The sequence below is a fragment of the Collimonas rhizosphaerae genome (assembly GCF_038896935.1).
Lineage (GTDB): Bacteria > Pseudomonadota > Gammaproteobacteria > Burkholderiales > Burkholderiaceae_D > Collimonas > Collimonas rhizosphaerae.
Window position 1 is genome coordinate 1 of the sequence record NZ_JBANDC010000016.1, and the last position, 20692, is coordinate 20692.

Consider the following 20692-nt stretch of genomic DNA (forward strand, 5'->3'; position numbering starts at 1 on the left):
TCCATCGTCACCAGCGTCGACATCGACCACATCGAATACCTGGGCGACACCCGCGAGAAAATCGGCTTTGAAAAGGCCGGCATCTTCCGCGCCGGCAAAACCGCGGTGTGCAGCGATCCGGTGCCGCCGCAATCCCTGATCGACCATGCCAACGCGATCGGCGCCGACCTTTGGCTGCTGGGCCGCGATTTCAACTACACCGGCGACAAGCAGCAGTGGAATTACGGCGGCCGCGGCCAGCGCCGCAATGCGCTCGGCTACCCCAGCCTGCGCGGCGCCAACCAGCTGCTCAATGCCTCGGCGGCGCTGGCCGCGCTGGAAGCCTTGCGCGACCGCCTGCCGGTCAGTGCGCAGGAAGTGCGCAGCGGTTTCGTCATGATGGATCTGCCGGGCCGTTTCCAGGTCTTGCCAGGACAGCCGCTGGTGATCCTGGACGTCGCCCACAATCCGCACGCCGCGGCGACCCTGGCCCAGAACCTCGACAACATGGGGTTTCATCCGTACACCTATGCGGTGTTCGGCGCCATGCTGGACAAGGATATCGAAGGCATCGTGGCGCAGCTGAAGACGCGCATCGACCACTGGTGCCTGACCGCCTTGCCGCTGCCGCGCGCCGCCAGCGGCGAGCAGTTGAAAGAACGTTTGCTGGAAGCGGGTGTCCATGCAGAGCAGGGAGCGGATGCGCAAAGCAGCATCCTTTCCTTCGATTCTCCCGAGCTGGCCTATGCAAATGCATTAAGCAGGGCAGGCGAGAATGATAGAATTGTGGTTTTCGGATCGTTCCTGACCGTGGCTGGCGTAATGGCAGCCAGGAAGTCTGGATTTCACTGACGATTGACCGGCAGGCGCCTATGGCGCCGGCTCACTAGCTAGCTAAAAATATCGCATGGGTTTGTTCTCTTTTCTTCGCAAAAACAAGCAGCAAACCGACCCTGACCAGGGTATTTATCGTTCCAAGGCCGATACCGGCATCGGTCCCGGCGCCGAGCAGGCCGAACTGCCGCTGCGCAACCGCAAAACCAAGGCAAGCAAGGCTGGCAACCAGGCGAACGAAGCGGTCGATCCGGTACTGCCGGAAAAGAAGCGCGCCCGGCGCCGCCTGGTGGGAGCGGTGGCCCTGGTGCTGGCGGTGGTCATCATCTTGCCGATGATCCTCGATTCAGAGCCGAAGCCGCTGGCTGACGATATTGCGATCCAGATTCCATCGCGCGATAAACCCGGCGCCAGCGCCAGCGCGTCGGCCAGCGCTGCAGCCCCGCTCAGCAACAGCAGCGGCCTCGACCGCCAGGAAGAAATAGTCGATCCGGCCAGCGCCCCGGTGACGCCAGCGCCGCCGGCAGCCGCCGGCAAGCCTGCCGCTGCCGACAATGCCGCCGTGACCACTCCTGCGCCACCCAAGATGGCTCCAGTGGTGCCGCCTGAAGCCGCCCCAAAACCGGAACCAAAGCCGGAACCAAAGCCGGAATCCAAGCCAAAGCCAGAGGTCAAGCCGGAAGCCAAGCCAAAACCTGAGCCGAAACCGGCCCCGGTAGCGGAAAAGCATGACGATGCGGCGCGTGCCCAGGCGATTCTGGAAGGACGAGCCGATGCAGCGCCGGCAGCCGACAAGAAACCGGCGAAATTCGTGCTGCAGGTGGCCGCGCTGGCGTCGCAGGACAAGGTCGATGAGCTGCAAGGCAAGCTGAAGGAAGCCGGCATCCGCTCCTATACGCAAAAAGTCCCGACCCAGGCGGGTGAACGCATCCGTATCCGCGTCGGCCCGTTCAGCAGCAAGGAAGAAGCTGAAAAAACCCGCGCCAAGCTGGGCAAGCTGGGGCTGAACGGCAGTTTGATTCCAGGCTGACCAGCGGGCGGCTTGATTTAAGCCGCATGCGGCGCCATATGGATCACTGATCAGGGATATGCAGGCAGCGTGACAATTTTCGATTATCTGGTGTTTTTCGTACTGATCTGCTCGGTCGTGATCAGCACCCTGCGCGGCCTGGTCAAGGAAATCCTGTCGTTGGCGAGCTGGGTCGTCGCCTTGGTGGTGGCCAACGCGTATGGTGAAAATCTGGCAAAATTGCTCCCCGATGCGATTCCGGGAAATGTAACGCGCTTAATCGTGGCTTTCCTAGCCTTGTTTATTGGCGTAAGGTTATTAATGATGTTGTTGAGCATGACCGTCGATGCCATGGTCAAGGCCAGCGGCCTGGGGCTGGTGGACCACGGGCTGGGCGTGCTGTTCGGACTGGCGCGCGGCCTGGTGCTGGTGCTGGCGGCAGTGCTGGTGTGTGGCGCTACGGCAATTCCGCAACAGCCTTTCTGGCGCGATGCGATGCTGAGCCCGCTGGCGGAGGCTGCCGCGCGGACTGCGATACCCTATTTGCCGGGGCAGTTCGCCAGCCACTTGAAGTTTTGAATTTGTTTGACCGGACTTGCGTCACCTCCGCAAGTCCCTCTAGTACCGGATTGTTTATTGTTTAGGAGTCCACCATGTGTGGCATAGTCGGCATCGCTTCCCAGAACCCCGCCAATCAGCTCATCTATGACGCCTTGCTGCTTTTGCAGCATCGCGGCCAGGATGCAGCGGGGATCGCAACCAACCACGGCAACGGATTTTTCATGCACAAGGCCAACGGCCTGGTGCGCGACGTCTTCCGTACCCGCAACATGCGTTCCTTGCCAGGCAACTACGGCATCGGCCAGGTGCGCTACCCGACCGCCGGCACCGCCAGCGCGGAAGAGGCGCAACCGTTCTACGTCAATGCGCCGTTCGGCATCATCCTGGCGCACAACGGCAACCTGACCAACGCCGAGCAGCTGAAGATCGAGATGTTCAAGAACGATCGCCGCCATATCAACACCGATTCCGATACGGAAGTATTGCTCAACGTGCTGGCGCACGAGATCCAGCAAGAGACCAGGGGCTATTCGCTCGATCCTGGCGTCTTGTTCAAGGCCGTGGCCAACGTCCACAAGCGGGTGCGCGGTTCTTACGCCGTGGTGGCGCAGATTGCCGGCCACGGTTTGCTGGCGTTCCGCGATCCGTACGGCATCCGGCCGCTGTGCATCGGCCTTAACGAAACCGACAAGGGCACCGAATACGTCATCGCCAGCGAATCGGTTGCGCTGGAAGGTTTGGGTTTCCGTTTCCTGCGCGACGTCACGCCGGGCGAAGCGATTTTCATCGACATCGACGGCCAGATGTACAACCAGCAGTGCGCCGACAATCCGACCCTGAATCCGTGCGCCTTTGAATTCGTGTACCTGGCCCGTCCCGATTCGATCATCGACGGCGCCTCGGTGTACGCCACCCGCCTGAAGATGGGCGAATACCTGGCCGACAAGATCAAGCGCGAATTCCACAGCGGCGATATCGACGTGGTCATGCCGATCCCGGATTCGTCGCGTCCGGCCGCAATCCAGCTGGCGCTCAAGCTCAATATCGAGTACCGCGAAGGTTTCATCAAGAACCGTTACATCGGCCGCACCTTCCTGATGCCAGGACAGGCGATCCGCAAGAAATCGGTACGCCAGAAACTCAATGCGATCGGCTCCGAGTTCAAGGGCAAGACTGTGCTGCTGGTCGACGATTCGATCGTGCGCGGCACCACCAGCCGCGAGATCGTGCAGATGGCGCGCGATTCCGGCGCCAAGCGCGTGATCTTCGCCTCGGCCGCGCCGCCGGTGAAGTTCCCCAACGTCTACGGCATCGACATGCCGACCCGCGGCGAACTGATTGCCTACGGCCGCAGCGATGAAGAGGTGTGCCGCGAAATTACCGCCGATGCGCTGGTGTACCAGGATATCGACGCCCTCAAGCGTTCGATTTCCGACGTCAACCCGTTGCTGAGGAATTTCGAAGCGTCCTGCTTCGACGGCAACTACATCACCGGCGATATTTCGCGCGACTACCTCGACCGCATCGAGTTTGCACGCAACAATCCCAAGCCTGAAAGCGAAGACGCGGTACGTTCGCAGCTGAACCTGAGCCTGGCGCAAGTCGACTAGTGGACTGTAACAGCCGAATCAGGAGTGAAGGGCGCGTATCCGGCGCGCAGGGCAAGGCGCACAGCGCAGCAATAGCGGGACTATTGCGAGCATGTGCAACGCCGCCATGCGTGTCGGATACGTGACAAGCACTTCTGATTTGGTTGTTACAGTCCACTAACCTTGTCATTGCGGGACTGCAAGGCAGGGTGGCCAGGTAATGGCCCACCCTGCGCTTGCCGAAGTTCCCAAATAAGTAGCGATCAAACATGACTCAAAAATACGGTTTCACCACCACCATCCTGCACAGCGACCGCCAGAAAACCATCGAGCACGGCGCGCCGCACAAGCCGATCCACACGTCGGTGACCTGGGGCTATGGCGATGCGCGCCAGCTGGCTGAGGTATTCCAGGGCAAGCAGTCCGGCTACCGCTATGGCCGCCAGGGCAACCCGACCGTGGCGGCGCTCGAGGACAAGGTCACCAAGATGGAAGGCGGCCTGGCGACCATCTGCTTCGCTTCGGGCATGGCAGCGATCGGCGCCGTGATACAAGGCTTGCTGCGTGAAGGCGACCACGTGGTGTCGTCGGCATTTTTGTTCGGCAATACCGCGAGCATGTGGCAGACCTACAGCGGCCAGGGCGGCAAGGTGACCATGGTCGACGCTACCGATGTGGCGCAGGTAGAGATGGCGCTGACGCCGGCTACCCGCGTCGTGTTCGTGGAAACCATCGCCAATCCGCGCACCCAGGTTGCTGATCTCAAGCGCATCGGCGAGCTGTGCCAGGCGCGCGGCATTTTGTTCGTGGTCGACAACACCATGACTTCGCCATACCTGTTCCAGCCCCGGCACGTGGGCGCGGGCCTAGTGATCAACTCGCTGACCAAGTCCATCGGCGGCCATGGCAACGCCCTGGGCGGCGCAGTCACCGACACCGGCCTGTTTGACTGGAGCCGTTTCCCCAATATCCTCGATGTCTACAAGCGCAATCCGCAACCGCAATGGGGGCTGGCGCAGATGCGCGCCAAGAGCCTGCGCGACTTCGGCGCTTCGCTCGGGCCTGAGGCGGCGCATCATATTGCCGTGGGCGCTGAAACCATCGCTTTGCGCATGGAGCGCAGCAGCGCCAGCGCCCTGGCCGTAGCGCAGATGCTGGAGGCCGATCCACGGGTGGCCGCCGTGTATTACCCGGGCTTGGCATCGCATCCGCAACACGCGTTGGCGGCGGACCTGTTTCGCTCAAACGGCTATCTGTTCAGTTTCGAGTTGAAGCAGGATATCGACTGTTTCGATTACCTGAACCGGCTCAAGCTGGGGATTTCCGGCACGCACCTGGGCGACAACCGGACCCTGGTGATCGCCGTCGCGCATACGATTTTCTATGAGATGGGCGCTGAGTGCCGCGCCGCCATGGGCATCAGCGAATCGCTGATTCGGGTGTCGGTCGGCATCGAAGATACCGCCGACCTGGTGGAAGACTTCCGGCAGGCGCTGCAAGCGTAGCCCGGCACGGTGATAAAGCGGGGCGGGCACGTTGCGTGTCCGCCCCGTTTGCATTTCAGATGGTGTCGCGATCCAGCCATTTCGGCACGAGATGCGGCACAAACGACTGGAACCGTTGCAGCAGCTCTTCGCCTTGTGCCGCCGCTATCAGGATTTCCGCCTGTTCGCCTTTCAGGAAGCGTTGCGACACCATGTGCTGGATGAACTGCAGCAAGCCATCATAAAAGCCGTCGACATTCAGCAGCCCGATCGGTTTCTGATGAAAGCCCAGCTGGGCCCAGGTAAACACTTCAAACAATTCTTCCAGCGTGCCGACGCCGCCAGGCATGGCGATAAAGCCGTCCGACAAATCCGCCATCATCGCCTTGCGTTCATGCATGTCCTTGACGATATGCAGTTGCGTCAAGCCTTTGTGGCCCAGCTCCTTTTGCAGCAAGGCTTGGGGAATCACGCCGGTGGCCTGGCCGCCCAGGCGCAGCACTTCATCGGCAATGATGCCCATCAGGCCGACGTTGCCGCCGCCGTATACCAGGGCGATGCCTTGCTTGACCATGGCTTGCGCCAAGCCGCGCGCCGCGTCCGCATAAACCGGCGTGGCGCCGGGGGAAGAGCCGCAATAAACGCAGAGGGATTTGATTTCTTGCATGGTTAAAGGATATGGAAGGTGATGTGACTGCAGCGGCAGGGTGCCGCTGCTTCGGTCAGGCGTTGGTTTGCAGGTATTTTGTCTTCAGCTGCTCGAAGTGCAGCAGGGTTTCGCCGCGCAGGTACGGATGCATGAGCGAGAGAACCTGGTAACAGCCGCTTGCCAGCGCATGCTCGACCACTGCCTGTTCGGTGTACTGGCGCGGATTCAGGACATACTGGTAAGACAGCCAGTAGCTGGCTACCACCACCATGTTCGACGACAGGGCGTCGATCTCGGCCGGGCTGGCCTGCAGCGTCTGGTCCTCATGCAGGCCCTGGCACAGTTCCTTGACCACGGCAATCTTGTGGCCGAAGATTTCCTTGAAATGAAGTTCCAGGGTGCGGTTGCGCGACAGCAGGTCGTTGAGGTCGCGATAGAAAAAACGATAACGCCAGATCAGCTGGAACATGTGGTGCAGGTAATGCCAGACGTCGTGCATGGTAGGCCGCTGCCCTTGCGTCATGGCCAGCATGCGGCTGATTTCTTCTTCGAAGGTGACGAAGATCGAATTGACGATATCGTCCTTGTTCCGGAAATGGTAATACAGGTTGCCCGGCGAGATCTTCATCTCGTCGGCGATGATGGTGGTGGTGATGTTGGGTTCGCCGAACTCGTTGAAGAGCCGTAACGACAGATCCATGATTTTTTCGCGGGTACGACGCGGCGCTTTTTGCTCCATGACTTTATTTTCTTTCTGATATCCATTGCGCAATACTGTTTTACCAATCGGCAAACATGTTCAGTAAAGATTGTATATTGCTTCGCGCCTATCGTCGCAAATGTATTGCTGAAATGATAGTAACCACCGGGGCAAGATCGTCGCCATGGAGAGGCGTCCATCCTGCTGCTGTTATAAAATGGAGGCTCCGGCTATGCCCGGCGTCAACCGCAGCAACGCTTCACATCTTAAAAGGTCAGCATGTCAGAGTCTCCTCCGCAACGCCCCGATACTCCTTGCGTGGCGGTTTGTTCCACCACTTTCGACGATGTCTGCCGCGGTTGCGGCCGTACCGTCAACGAAGTGGCGCACTGGGTCTTCATGACCGAGGAAGAGAAAACCAGGGTCTGGGAGCGGATCACCGCCGAAGGTTATCCGCGCCGGCAAGGATGACGGCAATCGGCGGCCGATGACGAGAACCCGGTACCTTGCGGGTAGCAGTGCTGCACAGATACGGAAGCCTGCATAGCCCGCAACCGAGTCGCTTGGATTGTGTTGTTTTTGATCGTCAAAGCGACTGCAATTTATTGGAATTGGCCAGTTTTGGGCCGTATCCCGTGTATTTTAATGCTAAAACATACTGTAACTTACTGTATATTCCGGCGTAAAAAACACCATGGCATGAGACATTGGAGGCAACGGTTAAAGATCATGTTAGTGCGTGATTGAGCAAGTTTCCTTGTTTTAAATACTTTATAATGCCGCCCAAAATACAGGAATTGCCGTCGGTTCAACTCCCTAGACTGGCCGAAAATAGAATCGATTTGATGGGTGTTGGAGAATGGTGAGATGAGACTCGGGGGAGTTAGGTTTTCAATTGTGTCTGAAGCGGCGTGGGCGCCCGGCCTGGATACGGCTGCCGCATGGCAGGCGTGGGCCGAAAAGCCGTATGTCATCAAAGGCAATGGCGACGCGGCGGTGTCCGCCATGCCCGCGATGTTGCGCCGGCGTGCCGGCGCCATGGGCAAAATGGCGCTGGAAGCAGCCTATCGCTGCCTCGACGGCAGGAGCGGCGTGCCGACCGTGTTTTGCTCCCGCCACGGCGAGTGCACGCGCTCGGTCGAGCTGCTGGAGGACCTGGTCCAAGGCCAGCCCCTGTCTCCCACCTCTTTCAGTTTGTCGGTCCACAACGCCGCCGCCGGCCTGTTTTCGATCGCGCGCCAGGACCAGGCCAGCCATGCCGCCTTGGCGGGCGGGCATAGCGGCGTCGAACATGCGGTGATTGAAGCCTGCGGCTTGCTTGCGGATGGCGCGGCGGAGGTGCTGCTGGTGGTGTATGACGGCGTGTTGCCGGAAGTGTTTCACGAGTTCGAGGATTGCCAGGAGCAGCCGTTTGCCTGGGCCTGGCTGATGCAGGCGGAAAGTGCTGAATCCGGCAACGGCATTTCACTGTCGTGGGGCGGCGCCGGCAGCGATGAGATACATGCCATGCAGCTGGAACCAGGCAGTCGGCGGCAGCCGGCCGGCCTGGATGTGCTGGCTTTTTATTTACGCAAGGACCGCGAGCTGGTCCGGATTGCCGACACACGCCGCTGGCGCTGGGGGCGCCTTGCTTAAGCGTGTCAACCACTACTGGCGCGTGCTGGCGACCGGTTTCAGCTTCCTGCTGTTCGCTATCGGCGGTTTGCTGTTGCGCGTCCTGGTGTTTCCTGTATTGAATCTGTTGATATGGGAAAGGCAACAACGGGTGCTGATGGCGCGTCGCGTGATCCGCCTGGCGTTTCGAGGTTTTGTCGGGTGCATGCGCTGGCTTGGCGTGCTGAAATACGATATCCGCGGGCTGGAGCGGCTGGACCGGCAAGGTTTGCTGATCCTGGCAAATCATCCGACCCTGATCGATACGGTGTTTCTGATGGCTTTCGTCAAGCGCGCCGACTGCATTGTCAAAGGGCGTCTCTGGGACAACCCGTTTACGCGCGGGCCGGTGAGCGCCGCCGGCTACATCAGCAACGAATACGGCGACGGACTGGTCGAGGATTGCATCAGTTCCTTGCGGCGCGGCAGCAACCTGATTATTTTTCCAGAGGGCACGCGCACCGCCGGCGACGGTCAGATCAATTTAAAGCGCGGCGCAGCCAACATTGCGGTGCGCAGCCTGTCGAACGTGACGCCGGTGGTGATCCGCTGCCTGCCGCCGACCTTGGGCAAGGGCGTCAAATGGTGGCAAGTGCCGCCGAGTGCCGCCCACTTCAGCATTGAAGTAAAAGAAGATATAGATGTCCATGGGTTTCTCGCAAAAGCCGGTAGCGAAGGGTTGGCAGCCAGGCATCTGACTGCTTACCTGCAAGATTATTTTAGGAAAGAAAGCCAGGGTTATGCAGCAGCTTGAAGAAGAAGTGAAGCAGGTCATCATCGATGTCCTGCAGTTGGAAGACATAACGCCGGCCGACATCGTCAGCGATGCGCCGTTGTTTGTCGACGGCCTCGGCCTGGATTCGATCGATGCGCTGGAACTGGGTGTAGCGATCCAGAAGCGCTACGGCATTTCATTGTCGGCGGATTCGGCCGAGACGCGCAATCATTTTGCTTCGGTACGCACGTTGGCTGCAATGATTGCCAGCAATAGAAAGAAGTGACGGTGTGACATGATATTGACCAATTCAATGAGCAAGGAAGAAATCTACCTGTGGCTGGTGAACGTGCTGCATGAAATGTTCGAGATCGACAAGGACCAGGTGACGCCGCAGGCCAACCTGTATACCGACCTGGATATCGACAGCATCGACGCAGTGGACCTGGTGGTCAAGCTCAAGCAGCTGACCGGCAAGCGCTTGCAGCCGGATGTGTTCAAGGCGGTGCGCACGGTGCAGGACGTGGTCGACGCGCTGGCTGCCTTGCTGGCCGAGGAAGAAAAGTAAGGCGCCCAGGGATACCGTGCAGAATATCAAGCGCCATTTGCCTACCGTAGCGAGCTTGCTGGTCACTTTGCTCTATCCGCTCGCGATCTGGCTCGGACACGGGCGCGTCGAACCGCGCCTGCTGGCTTTGCTGCTGGTGCTGGCCGCGGCCAGCCGCCTGCCGGCCCTGAAGCTGAACCGCAGCAGCCGCTGGTGGCTGGCGGGCGCCTTGCTGCTGGCGGCGCTGGCGATATGGAACAACGCCTTGCTGCCGTTGAAGCTGTATCCGGTGCTGGTCAACCTCGGCATGCTGGCAGTGTTTGGCTACAGCCTGTATGCGCCGCCATCGGTGATCGAGCGCATGGCGCGCCTGAGCGATCCGGCGTTGCCTGCCTACGCGGTTGCCTACACGCGCCGGGTGACCCAGGTATGGTGCGGTTTTTTTGTCATCAACGGCACGCTGGCCATGGTGACAGCGATCTGGGCTTCCGCCGCGGTCTGGTCGCTGTATAACGGCGTGCTGGCTTACGTATTGATGGGCTGCCTGTTTGCCGGCGAATACCTGGTGCGGATCGTCGTCAGGCGCCGCCACCGCCGCCTGGAACAGCAGCCGGATGGACCACATGCCTGATTCCCCCAATCTGCTGACATTGTTAAGCGAGCCGTCCGGACACTGGCAGCAGCGGCCGTTTGCATGGCGCGACGGCAAGCCGCTGAGCCATGCCTGGCTGGCCGCCCAGGTTGCCGCCTGGCGGCGTTTGCTGTCGACGCACGCGGGATCGCGTTTCGCCTTGTACACCAGCGATGCCGCCGCCTTCGCCGGTATCCTGCTGGGCGCCTGGCAGGCCGGCAAGACAGTCTACCTGCCAGGCGATGTGCTGCCGGCTACCTGCGCCAACCTGGGCGCGCTGGTCGACGGTTACCTGGGCGACTTCCCGCCGCAATATGCGCCGTTGACCGATGCAGCGTTGACCGCTGCCGAAGCAGGCGGCGCCTGGCCGGCATTCCAGGCCCTGCAGCCGGATTTCCCCGGACTGGTGATTTATACCTCCGGCAGCACCGGCGAGCCGCAGGCAGTCCCGAAATTCCTGTCGCAGCTGGCTGCCGAGGTGGCGACCCTGGAGCTTTTGTTCGGCGACCGGATGGGCAACGCCGATATCGTTGCGACGGTTTCGCACCAGCATATCTACGGCTTGCTGTTCAAGGTGCTGTGGCCTTTGGCTGCCGGCCGCGCGATGCATGCGCGGCAGCTTGACTACCTGGAAGAATTCCAGCCGCAGCCTGGCGCCAAGCCGGTTGTCCTGGTCTCCAGTCCCGCCCACCTGAAGCGTCTGCCGGCCGCATTTTCTGCAGGGCAGGCCGCGGCAATATGCACCATATTTTCATCCGGCGGCCCGTTGCCGCCCGCAGTGGCGGCCGCCGCCGGGCAAGCGCTGGGATCGATCCCGGTCGAGGTCTATGGCAGTTCCGAAACCGGCGGCGTGGCCTGGCGCCAGCGTGGCGCCGGCGCGGACGATAGCTGGCAAGTGATGCCGGCGGTTGCCTGGCGCGTCGTCGCCGCCGACGATGTGCTTGAAATTCGTTCGCCCCATTTGCCGGATGCCGGCTGGCATGCGCTGGCCGACCAGGTGCAGGCGGTCGACCGGCAGCATTTTCGTTTGAAGGGGCGCGTCGATCGTATCGTCAAGGTCGAGGAAAAGCGCATTTCCCTGGATGCGCTGGAGCGGCAACTGACGGCGATGGCGCAGGTGGCGGATGCGCGCGTACTGCTGGTAGAACAGCCGGAATCGCAGCAGCGGCAGCGGATTGCCGCCTTCGTGGTGCTGTCGGCAGCCGGTTCGGATATCCTGGCGACGCACGGCAAGCTGGCCTTGAACCGCCTGCTGCGCGAGGGCATGGCGCATGCGGTGGAAGCGATTGCGCTGCCGCGCAGCTGGCGTTACCTGGATGCGCTGCCGGTTAACGCGCAAGGCAAGACCACCCGCGCCGATCTGCTGGCGCTGCTGGAACCGCAAGCCGGCACCGGCCTGGCCGAAGCGCCGCGCAAGCCTGTCGAGCGCTTGCTGGAGCAAGAATCCCATCGCGTGCTGATGGAGCTGACAGTGCCGGCGGATCTCCTGTATTTCAACGGCCACTTCGAGGGCGCGCCGATCTTGCCTGGCGTGGTGCAGCTCGACTGGGCAATCAGCTATGGCCGCCGCTACTTCGCTTTGGCGCCGCAATTCCTCGGCATGCTCGGCTTGAAATTCCAGCGCGTGATTACGCCGGGCATGGTGGTGCAGCTGGAGTTGCTGCACGATCCGCAAAAGAGCAGCCTGGCTTTCCGCATGTTCTCGGCGGCGGGACAGCACGCCAGCGGCCGCGTCACTTTTGGAGCAGGCCATGCCGCAAGCTGAACAGTTCAAGCCGTGCGCGGTGATCCCGGTCTATGACCACGAGCATGCCATCGGTACGGTGCTGGCGGCGGTGCTGGCGCACCAGCTGCCTTGCGTGCTGGTCGACGATGCCAGCTCGGCCCCGTGCGCGGCAGTGCTGGATGAACTGGCAAGGGCTCATCCTGGAATGGTCACCTTGCTGCGCCACGCCGTCAACCGCGGCAAGGGCGGCGCCGTGCTGACCGGGCTCCGGCATGCGGCCGCGGCTGGCTATACCCACGCATTGCAGATCGACGCCGACGGCCAGCATTGCACCGGCGATATTCCTCGTTTCCTGCAGCAAGCCGCGGCCCAGCCGCGCAGCGTGATTGCCGGCTGCCCGCAATATGACGAAAGCGTGCCGCCGGTGCGCCTGTATGCGCGTTACCTGACGCATGTCTGGGTCTGGATCAACACCTTGTCGCTGGATATCAAGGATTCGATGTGCGGATTCCGGGTCTATCCCTTGCCGTCCCTGATGCGCCTGGTACAACGCAGGAAACTGGGCGAGCGCATGGATTTCGATACCGAAGTGCTGGTGCGCCTTTATTGGGACGGCGTATCCGTCGTCAACCTGCCGACCCGGGTCACTTATCCGCTGGATGGCGTTTCGCATTTCCGGATGGGCCTCGACAACCTGCTGATCTCGCGTCTCCATGCCACCTTGTTTTTCGGCATGCTGTTGCGTGCGCCGCGCTTGCTGGGCCGGCGCCTGCGGCTGACACGGGGGCAAGCTTGAGCGCCGGCCAGCGCCATTGGGCGCAGATCAACGAAGCCGGCTTTGTGGGCGGCATGCGGCTGCTGTTCGGGATATACCGGTTTGCCGGCCGCTGGCCGTTCCGCTTCGCCCTGTATCCGGTGCTGGGCTGGTACCTGCTGAGCAAGCCGGCCGCGCGGCGCGCGTCCATGGCGTATCTGCAGCGGCTGTGCGCTTTCGATCCGGCGCTGGCCAGGCTTAACCGGATCCGGCCGGACTGGCGTGGCGTGTTCCGGCATTTTGCCGCCTTTGCCGAAAACATCCTCGACAAGATGCTGCTGTGGGGCGGCTTGTTCAAGACCGCGAACGTGGTGTCGTTCGGGCGCGAACAGATGCTGGAAAACGTCCAGGCGCAGCGCGGCGGCCTGCTGATTTGCGCGCACCTGGGCAATCTTGAACTGTGCCGGGTGCTGTCGCGCCGGCGCCAAGAGCTGCGGATTACCGTGCTGGTGCATACCAAGCACGCCCAGGCGTTTAACCGGCTGCTGGCGAAACTCGATCCTGACAGCCAGCTGAACCTGATGCAGGTCACCGAGATAACGCCCGCTACCGCGATGCTGCTGGCTGAAAAGGTAGGGCGCGGCGAATTTGTCGCGATCGCCGGCGACCGCATTCCGGTATCGCTCGCGCCGCGCGTAGCGCAAGCCCCGTTCCTGGGTGAAACTGCCGCGTTCCCGATCGGTCCCTATGTGCTGGCAAGCTTGTTGCAGTGCCCGGTCTACCTGCTGTTTTCAATGACCAAGAACGGCCATTCCGAATGTCACTTTGAACTGTTTCGAGAGTCGATCCAATTGCCGCGCAAGAGCCGCGATCAAGTCCTGCATGAACTAGCCGCAGCCTATGCGGCAAGGCTGGAGTTTTTTTGCCTGAAGGCTCCGCTGCAGTGGTTCAATTTTTACGATTTCTGGCATTTAACCGGGTACAAAGATGCTTCTCGCTGAACTGAAAAACCTGTCCGCGGCAACGCCGGGCGCGCCGCCGCAACGCACGGTCTGCTTTGACCAGGGCCGGCTGACGATCGAAGACATCGTCGACATCGCGTCGGGAGCGGCGCAGGCTACCTTGTCCGAAGCGCCGGCTTTCCGCGCGGCGATCACGCGCGGCGCCGATTTCCTGGACCGCCTGCTGCGCGAAGACGGCACCATTTATGGCGTGACGACCGGCTACGGCGATTCGTGCACCGTCAACGTCCCGGCTGAACTGATCGCTGAATTGCCGCATCATTTGTATACCTACCACGGCTGCGGCCTGGGCGAACTGTTCAACCCCGCGCAGACGCGGGCCATCATGGCGGCGCGCCTGGCGTCGCTCAGCAAAGGCTATTCCGGCGTCAGCGTCGGCCTGCTGGAACAGATTGCCCGCCTGCTCAAAGAAGACCTGCTGCCCCTGATCCCGTCCGAAGGATCGGTCGGCGCCAGCGGCGACCTGACGCCGCTGTCCTACCTGGCCGCCGTGCTGTGCGGTGAACGGGAAGTCTGGCGCGACGGCGTCACGGTCAGCGCCGCCGAGGCCCTGGCAAGCGCCGGCATCGCGCCGCTGCGCCTGCGGCCGAAAGAAGGCCTGGCGATCATGAACGGCACTGCGGTGATGACAGCCCTGGCGTGCCTGGCTTACGACCGGGCGCAGTACCTGGTGCGCATCGCCACCCGCATCACGGCCATGGCCAGTTTTGCCCTGGACGGCAATGCCCATCATTTCGATGCTGAGTTGTTTGCGGTCAAGCCGCATGCCGGCCAGCAGCAGGTGGCGGCATGGCTGCGCCAGGACTTGCCGGTGACCGACGCGCCGCGCAACCAGCAGCGTTTGCAGGATCGCTATTCGATCCGTTGTGCGCCCCATGTCATCGGCGTGCTGGCCGATGCTTTGCCATGGATGCGCGAGTCGATTGAAAACGAACTGAACAGCGCCAACGACAATCCGATCATCGATGCTGAAAACGAGCGGGTGCTGCACGGCGGCCATTTCTACGGCGGCCATATCGCATTCGCCATGGACAGCATGAAAAACGCGGTCGCCAATGTCGCCGACCTGCTCGACCGGCAGATGGCGTTGCTGGTCGACAGCCGCTACAACCACGGCCTGCCTGCCAACCTGTCCGGCGCCGAGGGCCCGCGCGCCAGCATCAACCACGGCCTGAAGGCGTTGCAGATCAGCGCCTCGGCCTGGACTGCCGAAGCGCTCAAGCAAACCATGCCGGCTTCGGTGTTTTCACGCTCGACCGAGTGCCACAACCAGGATAAGGTCAGCATGGGCACGATCGCCGCCCGCGACTGCCTGCGCGTGCTGCAATTGACCGAGCAGGTGGTGGCGGCGTTGCTGGTCAGCGTGCGGCAAGGCGTCTGGCTGCGCTGCCGGCTCGATGGCGGTGCGCAGCCGCAGCACAACCTGCAGCAGATGATGGAATTGCTTGGGGCCGATATCGCCGTGATACAGGAAGACCGCATGCTGGAACCCGATTTGCGCCGCCTGCTGGAGCGCATACGCCTCCAGCACTGGGCTTTGTACGAGTAAGGCCATGGCAAACCTGGATAAACACCGCTGGTCGGCGGAGCTGGAGCTGCAAGTGCAATTCTATGATCTCGATCCGATGCAGATCGTCTGGCACGGCAACTACGTCCGATACCTGGAAGTGGCGCGCTGCGCGCTGCTGGACCAGCTGGACTACAACTATCCGCAGATGCAGGCGTCCGGGTATGCCTGGCCGATCATCGACCTGCACCTGCGCTACGCCCATCCTGCGACTTTCGGGCAGCGCATCAAGGTGCGCGCCAGCATCATCGAATGGGAAAACCGGCTCCGGATCGCCTACGTGATTACCGACAGCGCCAGCGGCCAGCGGCTTTCCCGCGGCACCACCACCCAGGTGGCGGTGGAGATTGCGAGCGGTGAAATGTGCTTTGCATCGCCTCCCGTGCTATTTCAAAAATTAGGAATCGAACAGATATGAAACGAAGCCTCACTGTTGTTCTTGGCGCCGTCCTTTTGACTTGTACCGCATGGCCGGCGTTCGCCGCCGCGCCGGTGGAGAAAATCCAGGCAATGCTGGCGCGGCCGCCGGTCTTGTGCGGCCGCTTCGACCAGAGCAAGCAGCTGGTCGGCATCAAGAAACCGCTGTTGTCCAACGGCCGTTTTTGCGTGGTCAACGGCAAGGGCGTCCTGTGGCGTACATTGCAGCCGTTCCCGAATACGCTGCGCCTGAAGCGTGACGAGATCGTGCAGATGCAGGGCGGCCGGGTTGCGATGCGCATGGACGCCAAGCAGGAGCCGGTGGTGAGGATGATCAACAGTGTGCTGTTTTCATTGCTGGCGGGCGATCTCAGCCAGCTGGAAACCCTGTTTGAGCTGGATGGCAGCGTCCAGGGCAATAGCTGGAAGGTCGCGCTGAAGGCGCGCGAGCCGGCGCTGGCCAAGGCGATCGGTACGCTGGCCTTGACTGGCGGCGCATACGTCAAGACCGTGAGCATCGACGAAGCCAGCGGCGATCATACAGAAATCAGTTTTTCCGCGCTGCAGAGCGGCAGCGGCGCCATGAGCGCTGAAGAAGGGGCGGCATTTGAGTAATCCCAGCCATGGCGGCAGCGCCGGCTGGACCAGGCGCGCGGCGCTGGCATGGGCGCTGGCGGTGGCCTTGCTGCTGGCGCATGGCGGCTACCTGTGGCTGGTCAAGGGCGTGGTGCCGGATACCGACATCATGGCCTTGCTGCCGGTGGAGCAGCGCGACCCGGTGCTGCAGCAGGCGTTCACCCACATGGTCGACGCTGCCCAGCAACGGCTGATCGTGCTGGTCGGCGCAGACGACTGGGAACATGCCCGCGCAGCCGCCGATGCCTATGGCGCGGTGCTGGCCAGGCAGCCGGCGTTGCTGCAGAGCGGGGTCCAGCTGTCGGCGCAGAACCAGCAAGACTGGCTGGCGCCGTCGCAGCAGATGCGGCTCAGCCTGCTGACGCCGGCGCAGCAGGAAGCGCTGCACCGGCAGCCGTCCAAGTATTGGATCGACACCGCCCTGCAGCAACTGTACAGCCCATTCTCCGGCCCCAAGCTGGGCGCATGGCAAGACGATCCCTTCGGCTTGTTTGCCGGCTGGGTGCAGGCGCGCGCGCAAGAAACGCCGGTGCGTCCGCGCGACGGCTACCTGTTCGTGGAAGACAAGGGGCGTCCTTACATCGTGCTGCTGATGAACTTGCGGCAGCCGGCATTCTCGATGGCGACCCAGCAGGCGTTATTGCCGCTGCTGGAGCAGGCCGCCGCTGCCGCCCGCAAGGCAGTGCCGGCGGTCGAGCTGGTCAGCGCCGGGGTGGTGTTGCACGCCGGCGCCGGCAGCGCCCAGGCCAGCCGGGAAATGTCGACCATCGGCATCGGTTCGCTGCTCGGCGTCATCCTGCTGATGTGGCTGACCTTCCGTTCCTTGCGGCCGATTGCGCTGATCATGCTGTCGATAGGCATCGGCTGCCTGGCGTCGTTTTCCCTGTGCTGGATGATTTTCGGACAAGTGCATTTGCTGACCCTGGTGTTCGGCGCCAGCCTGATCGGCGTGGCCCAGGATTACGGGATTTATTTCCTGTGCAGCCGCGTCGCCGCCGGCCAGTCGCTAGGATCGTGGCAGCTGCTGCGGCGCCTGATGCCAGGCTTGATGCTGACCTTGGCCGCAGCAGTGATCGGTTATGTCGGCCTGGCGCTGACGCCGTTTCCAGGCTTGCGGCAGATGGCCGTATTCTCGGTGCTGGGCCTGCTGTTTGCCTGGCTGACGGTGGTGTTCTGGTTTCCGTCCCTGGTAACCGCGCATACCTTGCAGAGTTCCGCCTTTGCCGGCTGGTTCGGCCAGACCCGGCGCCATTGGCCGTTGCTGCGCTTGAATCGCGGGTCTGCGCTGGCGGTGCTGCTGTTCGGCATTTTTGCCGTGGCCGGCATGATGCGCCTGACGGTGAACGACGATATCCGCTCCCTGCAGACGCCGCCAAAAGCGCTGCTGGCGGACCAGATCAAGCTGGGCAAACTGCTCGATGCGCCAACGCCGGTGCAGTTCTACCTGGTGCGCGGCGCCAGCGCGGAACAGGTATTGCAGCGCGAGGAAAGATTGAAACAGCGCCTGGAACCCTTGATTGCCAAGCATGTCATCAGCGGCTACCAGGCGATGTCCAACTGGATACCTTCGATGCAGGAACAAGCGGCGAACCGGGCCCTGGTTGCGCAAGCCCTGCTTGCTGCCGACGGTCCCTTGAAGGCGTTGGCCGCGCAGCTGGGCGAAGACGGCAGCTGGGTTGCGCAAATGCGCGATCGGGCGCTGAGCGCAGCGGCAAGCGCCAACGGCGGCCGCGATCTGACGCCGGCTGAGTTCCTGAAGAGCGCTGCCAGCGAGCCTTCGCGCCATCTTTGGCTGGGAGAGGTGGAGGGCGCGCAAGGCCGCGTCTATGCCAGCATCGTGGCGTTGCGCGGGCTGGACAATTACGGCAACCTGCCGCTCCTGAAACAGGCCGCCGAGCAGCTGGAGGGCGTGTCGTGGGTCGACAAGGTGAGTGAAATATCGTCGGTCCTGGGCCACTACCGGCAATATATGGGATGGGTGCTGCTAGGCGCGTATGCGGCGATCTTCCTGCTGCTGTTTACCCGCTATCGCAGCGCTGCCTGGCGCGTGCTGACGCCGCCGGCAGTCGCCAGCATCGCAACCCTGGCCACGCTTGGCTTGCTGGGACAGCCCTTGCAATTGTTCCATGTACTGGCGCTGATGCTGATTCTCGGCCTGGGCGTCGACTATGGCATTTTCTTGCAGGAACAAAGCATGCAGCGCGAACGCTTCGCCTGGCTCACGGTCGGCCTGTCGGCCGCCAGCGCCTTGCTGTCGTTCGGCTTGCTGGCCTTGTCGGCGACGCCGCCGCTGCATGCGTTCGGATTCACGATGCTGATCGGCATTGCGGTCGTTTGGCTGGTCGCCCCTTGTTTTAGCCACGATTCACAACAGGAAATAGAAAATGCAGACAAGAATTGAACAATGCGATGTCCTGGTGATCGGCGCCGGCCCGGCAGGTTCAGTGGCGGCGGCCTTGCTGCTCAAGCAAGGGCGGCAGGTGCTGGTGCTGGAGCGGGAACAGTTCCCGCGTTTCAGCATAGGCGAGAGCCTGCTGCCGCAAAGCATGGAATACCTGCAACAGGCGGGCATGCTGCAAGCCGTGGTGGAAGCGGGATTCCAGTACAAGAACGGCGCCGCGTTCGTGCGCGGAGAGCGCTATACCGATTTCGACTTCCGCGACAAGCACTCCGCGGGCTGGGGCACCACCTATCAGGTGCAGCGCGCTCAGTTTGACCAGGTGCTGGCCGACGAAGCAGAGCGCCAGGGCGCCCAGGTGCGTTACCGGCACACAGTCACGGCGTTTGACGGCGCTGCCGAAAAGCCGCGCGTCACCGTGCGCGATGCGGAGGGTTCGGAATATATTGTGGAAGCAGGTTTTGTGCTGGACGCCAGCGGTTTCGGCCGGGTGCTGTCGCGCCTGCTGCAGCTGGAGTCGCCATCGAATTTTCCGGTGCGCGGCGCCATTTTCACCCACATCGAAGATGGCATCGCCGTGCCTGGTTTCGACCGCAACAAGATCCGCATCACGGTGCATCCTGAACATTGCGATGTCTGGTACTGGCTGATTCCTTTTGCCGGCGGCCGTTGTTCGATCGGCGTGGTGGCGGAAACCGCGTTCCTGGAACAATTCAAAGGCAGCGAGACCGAACGCCTGCAGGCGCTGGTGATGCAGGATCCGGCATCGCGCGCCTTGCTGGGGAACGCCGCCTGGGATACGCCGGCACGCCAGATCGTCGGTTATTCTTCCAACGTCAGGTCCTTGTGGGGCAAGGGTTACGCCTTGCTCGGCAACGCCGGGGAATTCCTGGATCCGGTGTTTTCGTCCGGCGTCACGATCGCGCTGAAGTCGGCCAGCCTGGCTGCCGCCGCCTTGCAGCGCCAGTTCGCAGGTGAAACGGTCGACTGGGAAAGCGAATATGCGATACCGTTGAAAAAAGGCGTCGATACTTTCCGTACCTTTGTCGATTCCTGGTATTCGGGCGGTTTCCAAAAAGTCATTTTTTATGAAAAACAACAGCCCGAAGTGCGCCGCATGATTGCCGCCATCCTGGCCGGCTATGCCTGGGACGACAGCAATCCGTATGCAAAGGAAAGCAAGCGGCGCCTGAAGGCTCTGGAGGAAATATGCAGTTGAACCTGGCTTGCCGCAGCGGCTGGCTGCGTTTAGGTTTGCCGGCCTGCCTGCTGGCGCTTGCCGCCTGCACGACTGCGCCGGCCACGCAAGCGCCGGCGCGGCTGGGGCTGAAGCTGGCGCCGGCGTCCCTGGGCGCCAATATCAGCTTGCAGCAGCATTTGACGGTAGAGCGCCATGGCCGCGTCGACCAGCTTGACGCCGCGCTGGAAGTCGACCGGCAGCAGTTCAGCATGGTTGGACTGGTGCTTGGCCAGCGCGTGCTGAGCATGAATTATGATGGCAAGACGTTGCAGTCCTGGCGCCATCCCATGCTGCCATCCCAGGTGCGGGTGGAGGATGTGATGGAAGATACGCAATTGACGTTGTGGCCGCTGGCGGCGATCCGCGAGGCGTTGCCGCCGGGCTGGCAGATCGAACAGCAAGGATTGCGGCGCACGCTGTCGCTGCAGGGAGAGCCGGTCATGGTGATCGACTACAGCGCGCCGACGCCATGGGACGGTAAAGTGGAATTGAATAACCTGCGCTATCACTACCACCTGACGATCGAGTCGGTCAGCGATGCTGCCGCTCCTGCTGCTTCTTTGCCAACTGCAACGCCATAA

22 protein-coding genes are annotated in these 20692 nt (G+C 61.9%); 20 read left to right on the forward strand and 2 right to left on the reverse strand.

The window, feature by feature from the left end; translation table 11 throughout:
- The 5 genes from V8G57_RS19615 to V8G57_RS19635 form a co-directional block, all read left to right on the forward strand.
- Nucleotides 1-831, forward strand: an 831-nt coding sequence (locus tag V8G57_RS19615; protein ID WP_342830781.1) for a bifunctional folylpolyglutamate synthase/dihydrofolate synthase, incomplete at its 5' end; no start/stop codon positions are given.
- Between the two features lie 55 nt (nt 832-886).
- On the forward strand, nt 887-1843 hold the full coding sequence (locus tag V8G57_RS19620) for an SPOR domain-containing protein (RefSeq protein ID WP_342830782.1): 957 nt from the start codon (nt 887-889) through the stop codon (nt 1841-1843).
- Between the two features lie 69 nt (nt 1844-1912).
- Nucleotides 1913-2401 carry a CvpA family protein gene (locus V8G57_RS19625; protein ID WP_342830783.1) on the forward strand — a complete coding sequence of 163 codons (489 nt, stop codon included), beginning with the start codon at nt 1913-1915 and terminating at the stop codon, nt 2399-2401.
- A 74-nt stretch (nt 2402-2475) separates the two neighbouring features.
- Complete coding sequence (gene purF / locus V8G57_RS19630) at nt 2476-3993, forward strand: amidophosphoribosyltransferase (RefSeq protein ID WP_092392350.1); 1518 nt, start codon at nt 2476-2478, stop codon at nt 3991-3993.
- 248 nt (nt 3994-4241) lie between these two features.
- Nucleotides 4242-5477 carry a cystathionine gamma-synthase family protein gene (locus V8G57_RS19635; protein ID WP_342830784.1) on the forward strand — a complete coding sequence of 412 codons (1236 nt, stop codon included), beginning with the start codon at nt 4242-4244 and terminating at the stop codon, nt 5475-5477.
- A 55-nt stretch (nt 5478-5532) separates the two neighbouring features.
- Here the strand turns inward: V8G57_RS19635 and V8G57_RS19640 are convergent, their stop codons facing one another.
- Together V8G57_RS19640 and V8G57_RS19645 are read right to left on the reverse strand one after the other, a co-directional pair.
- Nucleotides 5533-6114 carry an LOG family protein gene (locus tag V8G57_RS19640; protein WP_092392729.1) on the reverse strand — a complete coding sequence of 194 codons (582 nt, stop codon included), beginning with the start codon at nt 6112-6114 and terminating at the stop codon, nt 5533-5535.
- Between the two features lie 64 nt (nt 6115-6178).
- A complete protein-coding gene (locus V8G57_RS19645) occupies nt 6179-6844 on the reverse strand; it encodes a TetR/AcrR family transcriptional regulator (protein ID WP_041741656.1) in 666 nt (221 codons plus the stop codon).
- Nucleotides 6845-7084: 240 nt separating this feature from the next.
- On the opposite strand from V8G57_RS19645, the gene V8G57_RS19650 reads away from it, so the two are divergent.
- The 15 genes from V8G57_RS19650 to V8G57_RS19720 all read left to right on the forward strand — a co-directional run bounded on the left by V8G57_RS19650 (nt 7085) and on the right by V8G57_RS19720 (nt 20692).
- On the forward strand, nt 7085-7276 hold the full coding sequence (locus V8G57_RS19650; RefSeq protein WP_092392354.1) for a DUF1289 domain-containing protein: 192 nt from the start codon (nt 7085-7087) through the stop codon (nt 7274-7276).
- 426 nt (nt 7277-7702) lie between these two features.
- Nucleotides 7703-8440, forward strand: coding sequence for a beta-ketoacyl synthase chain length factor (locus V8G57_RS19655; RefSeq protein WP_342830785.1), 738 nt, complete (start codon nt 7703-7705; stop codon nt 8438-8440).
- A complete protein-coding gene (locus tag V8G57_RS19660) occupies nt 8433-9212 on the forward strand; it encodes a lysophospholipid acyltransferase family protein (RefSeq protein WP_342830786.1) in 780 nt (259 codons plus the stop codon). The genes V8G57_RS19655 and V8G57_RS19660 overlap by 8 nt, the downstream gene beginning before the upstream one ends.
- Complete coding sequence (locus V8G57_RS19665; protein ID WP_038489570.1) at nt 9199-9459, forward strand: phosphopantetheine-binding protein; 261 nt, start codon at nt 9199-9201, stop codon at nt 9457-9459. Before V8G57_RS19660 ends, V8G57_RS19665 begins: the two co-directional genes overlap by 14 nt.
- A 27-nt stretch (nt 9460-9486) precedes the next feature.
- On the forward strand, nt 9487-9741 hold the full coding sequence (locus V8G57_RS19670; RefSeq protein WP_175500845.1) for an acyl carrier protein: 255 nt from the start codon (nt 9487-9489) through the stop codon (nt 9739-9741).
- A gap of 16 nt (nt 9742-9757) precedes the next feature.
- Complete coding sequence (locus V8G57_RS19675) at nt 9758-10351, forward strand: COG4648 family protein (RefSeq protein ID WP_342830787.1); 594 nt, start codon at nt 9758-9760, stop codon at nt 10349-10351.
- Nucleotides 10344-12116: an ApeI family dehydratase gene (locus V8G57_RS19680; protein ID WP_342830788.1), complete on the forward strand. Its 1773-nt coding sequence runs from the start codon at nt 10344-10346 to the stop codon at nt 12114-12116. The genes V8G57_RS19675 and V8G57_RS19680 overlap by 8 nt, the downstream gene beginning before the upstream one ends.
- Nucleotides 12103-12873, forward strand: a complete 771-nt coding sequence (locus tag V8G57_RS19685) for a glycosyltransferase family 2 protein (protein WP_342830789.1) — start codon at nt 12103-12105, stop codon at nt 12871-12873. Before V8G57_RS19680 ends, V8G57_RS19685 begins: the two co-directional genes overlap by 14 nt.
- The gene (locus tag V8G57_RS19690) at nt 12870-13832 is read left to right on the forward strand and encodes a lysophospholipid acyltransferase family protein (RefSeq protein WP_092392369.1); all 963 of its coding nucleotides are present in this window, start codon (nt 12870-12872) and stop codon (nt 13830-13832) included. The genes V8G57_RS19685 and V8G57_RS19690 overlap by 4 nt, the downstream gene beginning before the upstream one ends.
- Entirely contained in the window at nt 13819-15402 is a 1584-nt protein-coding gene (locus V8G57_RS19695) for an HAL/PAL/TAL family ammonia-lyase (RefSeq protein WP_342830790.1), read from the forward strand. The genes V8G57_RS19690 and V8G57_RS19695 overlap by 14 nt, the downstream gene beginning before the upstream one ends.
- A 4-nt stretch (nt 15403-15406) precedes the next feature.
- On the forward strand, nt 15407-15838 hold the full coding sequence (locus V8G57_RS19700; protein WP_092392373.1) for an acyl-CoA thioesterase: 432 nt from the start codon (nt 15407-15409) through the stop codon (nt 15836-15838).
- On the forward strand, nt 15835-16452 hold the full coding sequence (locus tag V8G57_RS19705; protein WP_092392375.1) for an outer membrane lipoprotein carrier protein LolA: 618 nt from the start codon (nt 15835-15837) through the stop codon (nt 16450-16452). The genes V8G57_RS19700 and V8G57_RS19705 overlap by 4 nt, the downstream gene beginning before the upstream one ends.
- A complete protein-coding gene (locus V8G57_RS19710; protein ID WP_342830791.1) occupies nt 16445-18874 on the forward strand; it encodes an MMPL family transporter in 2430 nt (809 codons plus the stop codon). The genes V8G57_RS19705 and V8G57_RS19710 overlap by 8 nt, the downstream gene beginning before the upstream one ends.
- Nucleotides 18858-20090 (forward strand): NAD(P)/FAD-dependent oxidoreductase, encoded by a 1233-nt coding sequence (locus tag V8G57_RS19715; protein WP_342830792.1) that lies wholly within the window; start codon nt 18858-18860, stop codon nt 20088-20090. Before V8G57_RS19710 ends, V8G57_RS19715 begins: the two co-directional genes overlap by 17 nt.
- Nucleotides 20081-20692, forward strand: coding sequence for a DUF3261 domain-containing protein (locus V8G57_RS19720; RefSeq protein ID WP_342830793.1), 612 nt, complete (start codon nt 20081-20083; stop codon nt 20690-20692). Before V8G57_RS19715 ends, V8G57_RS19720 begins: the two co-directional genes overlap by 10 nt.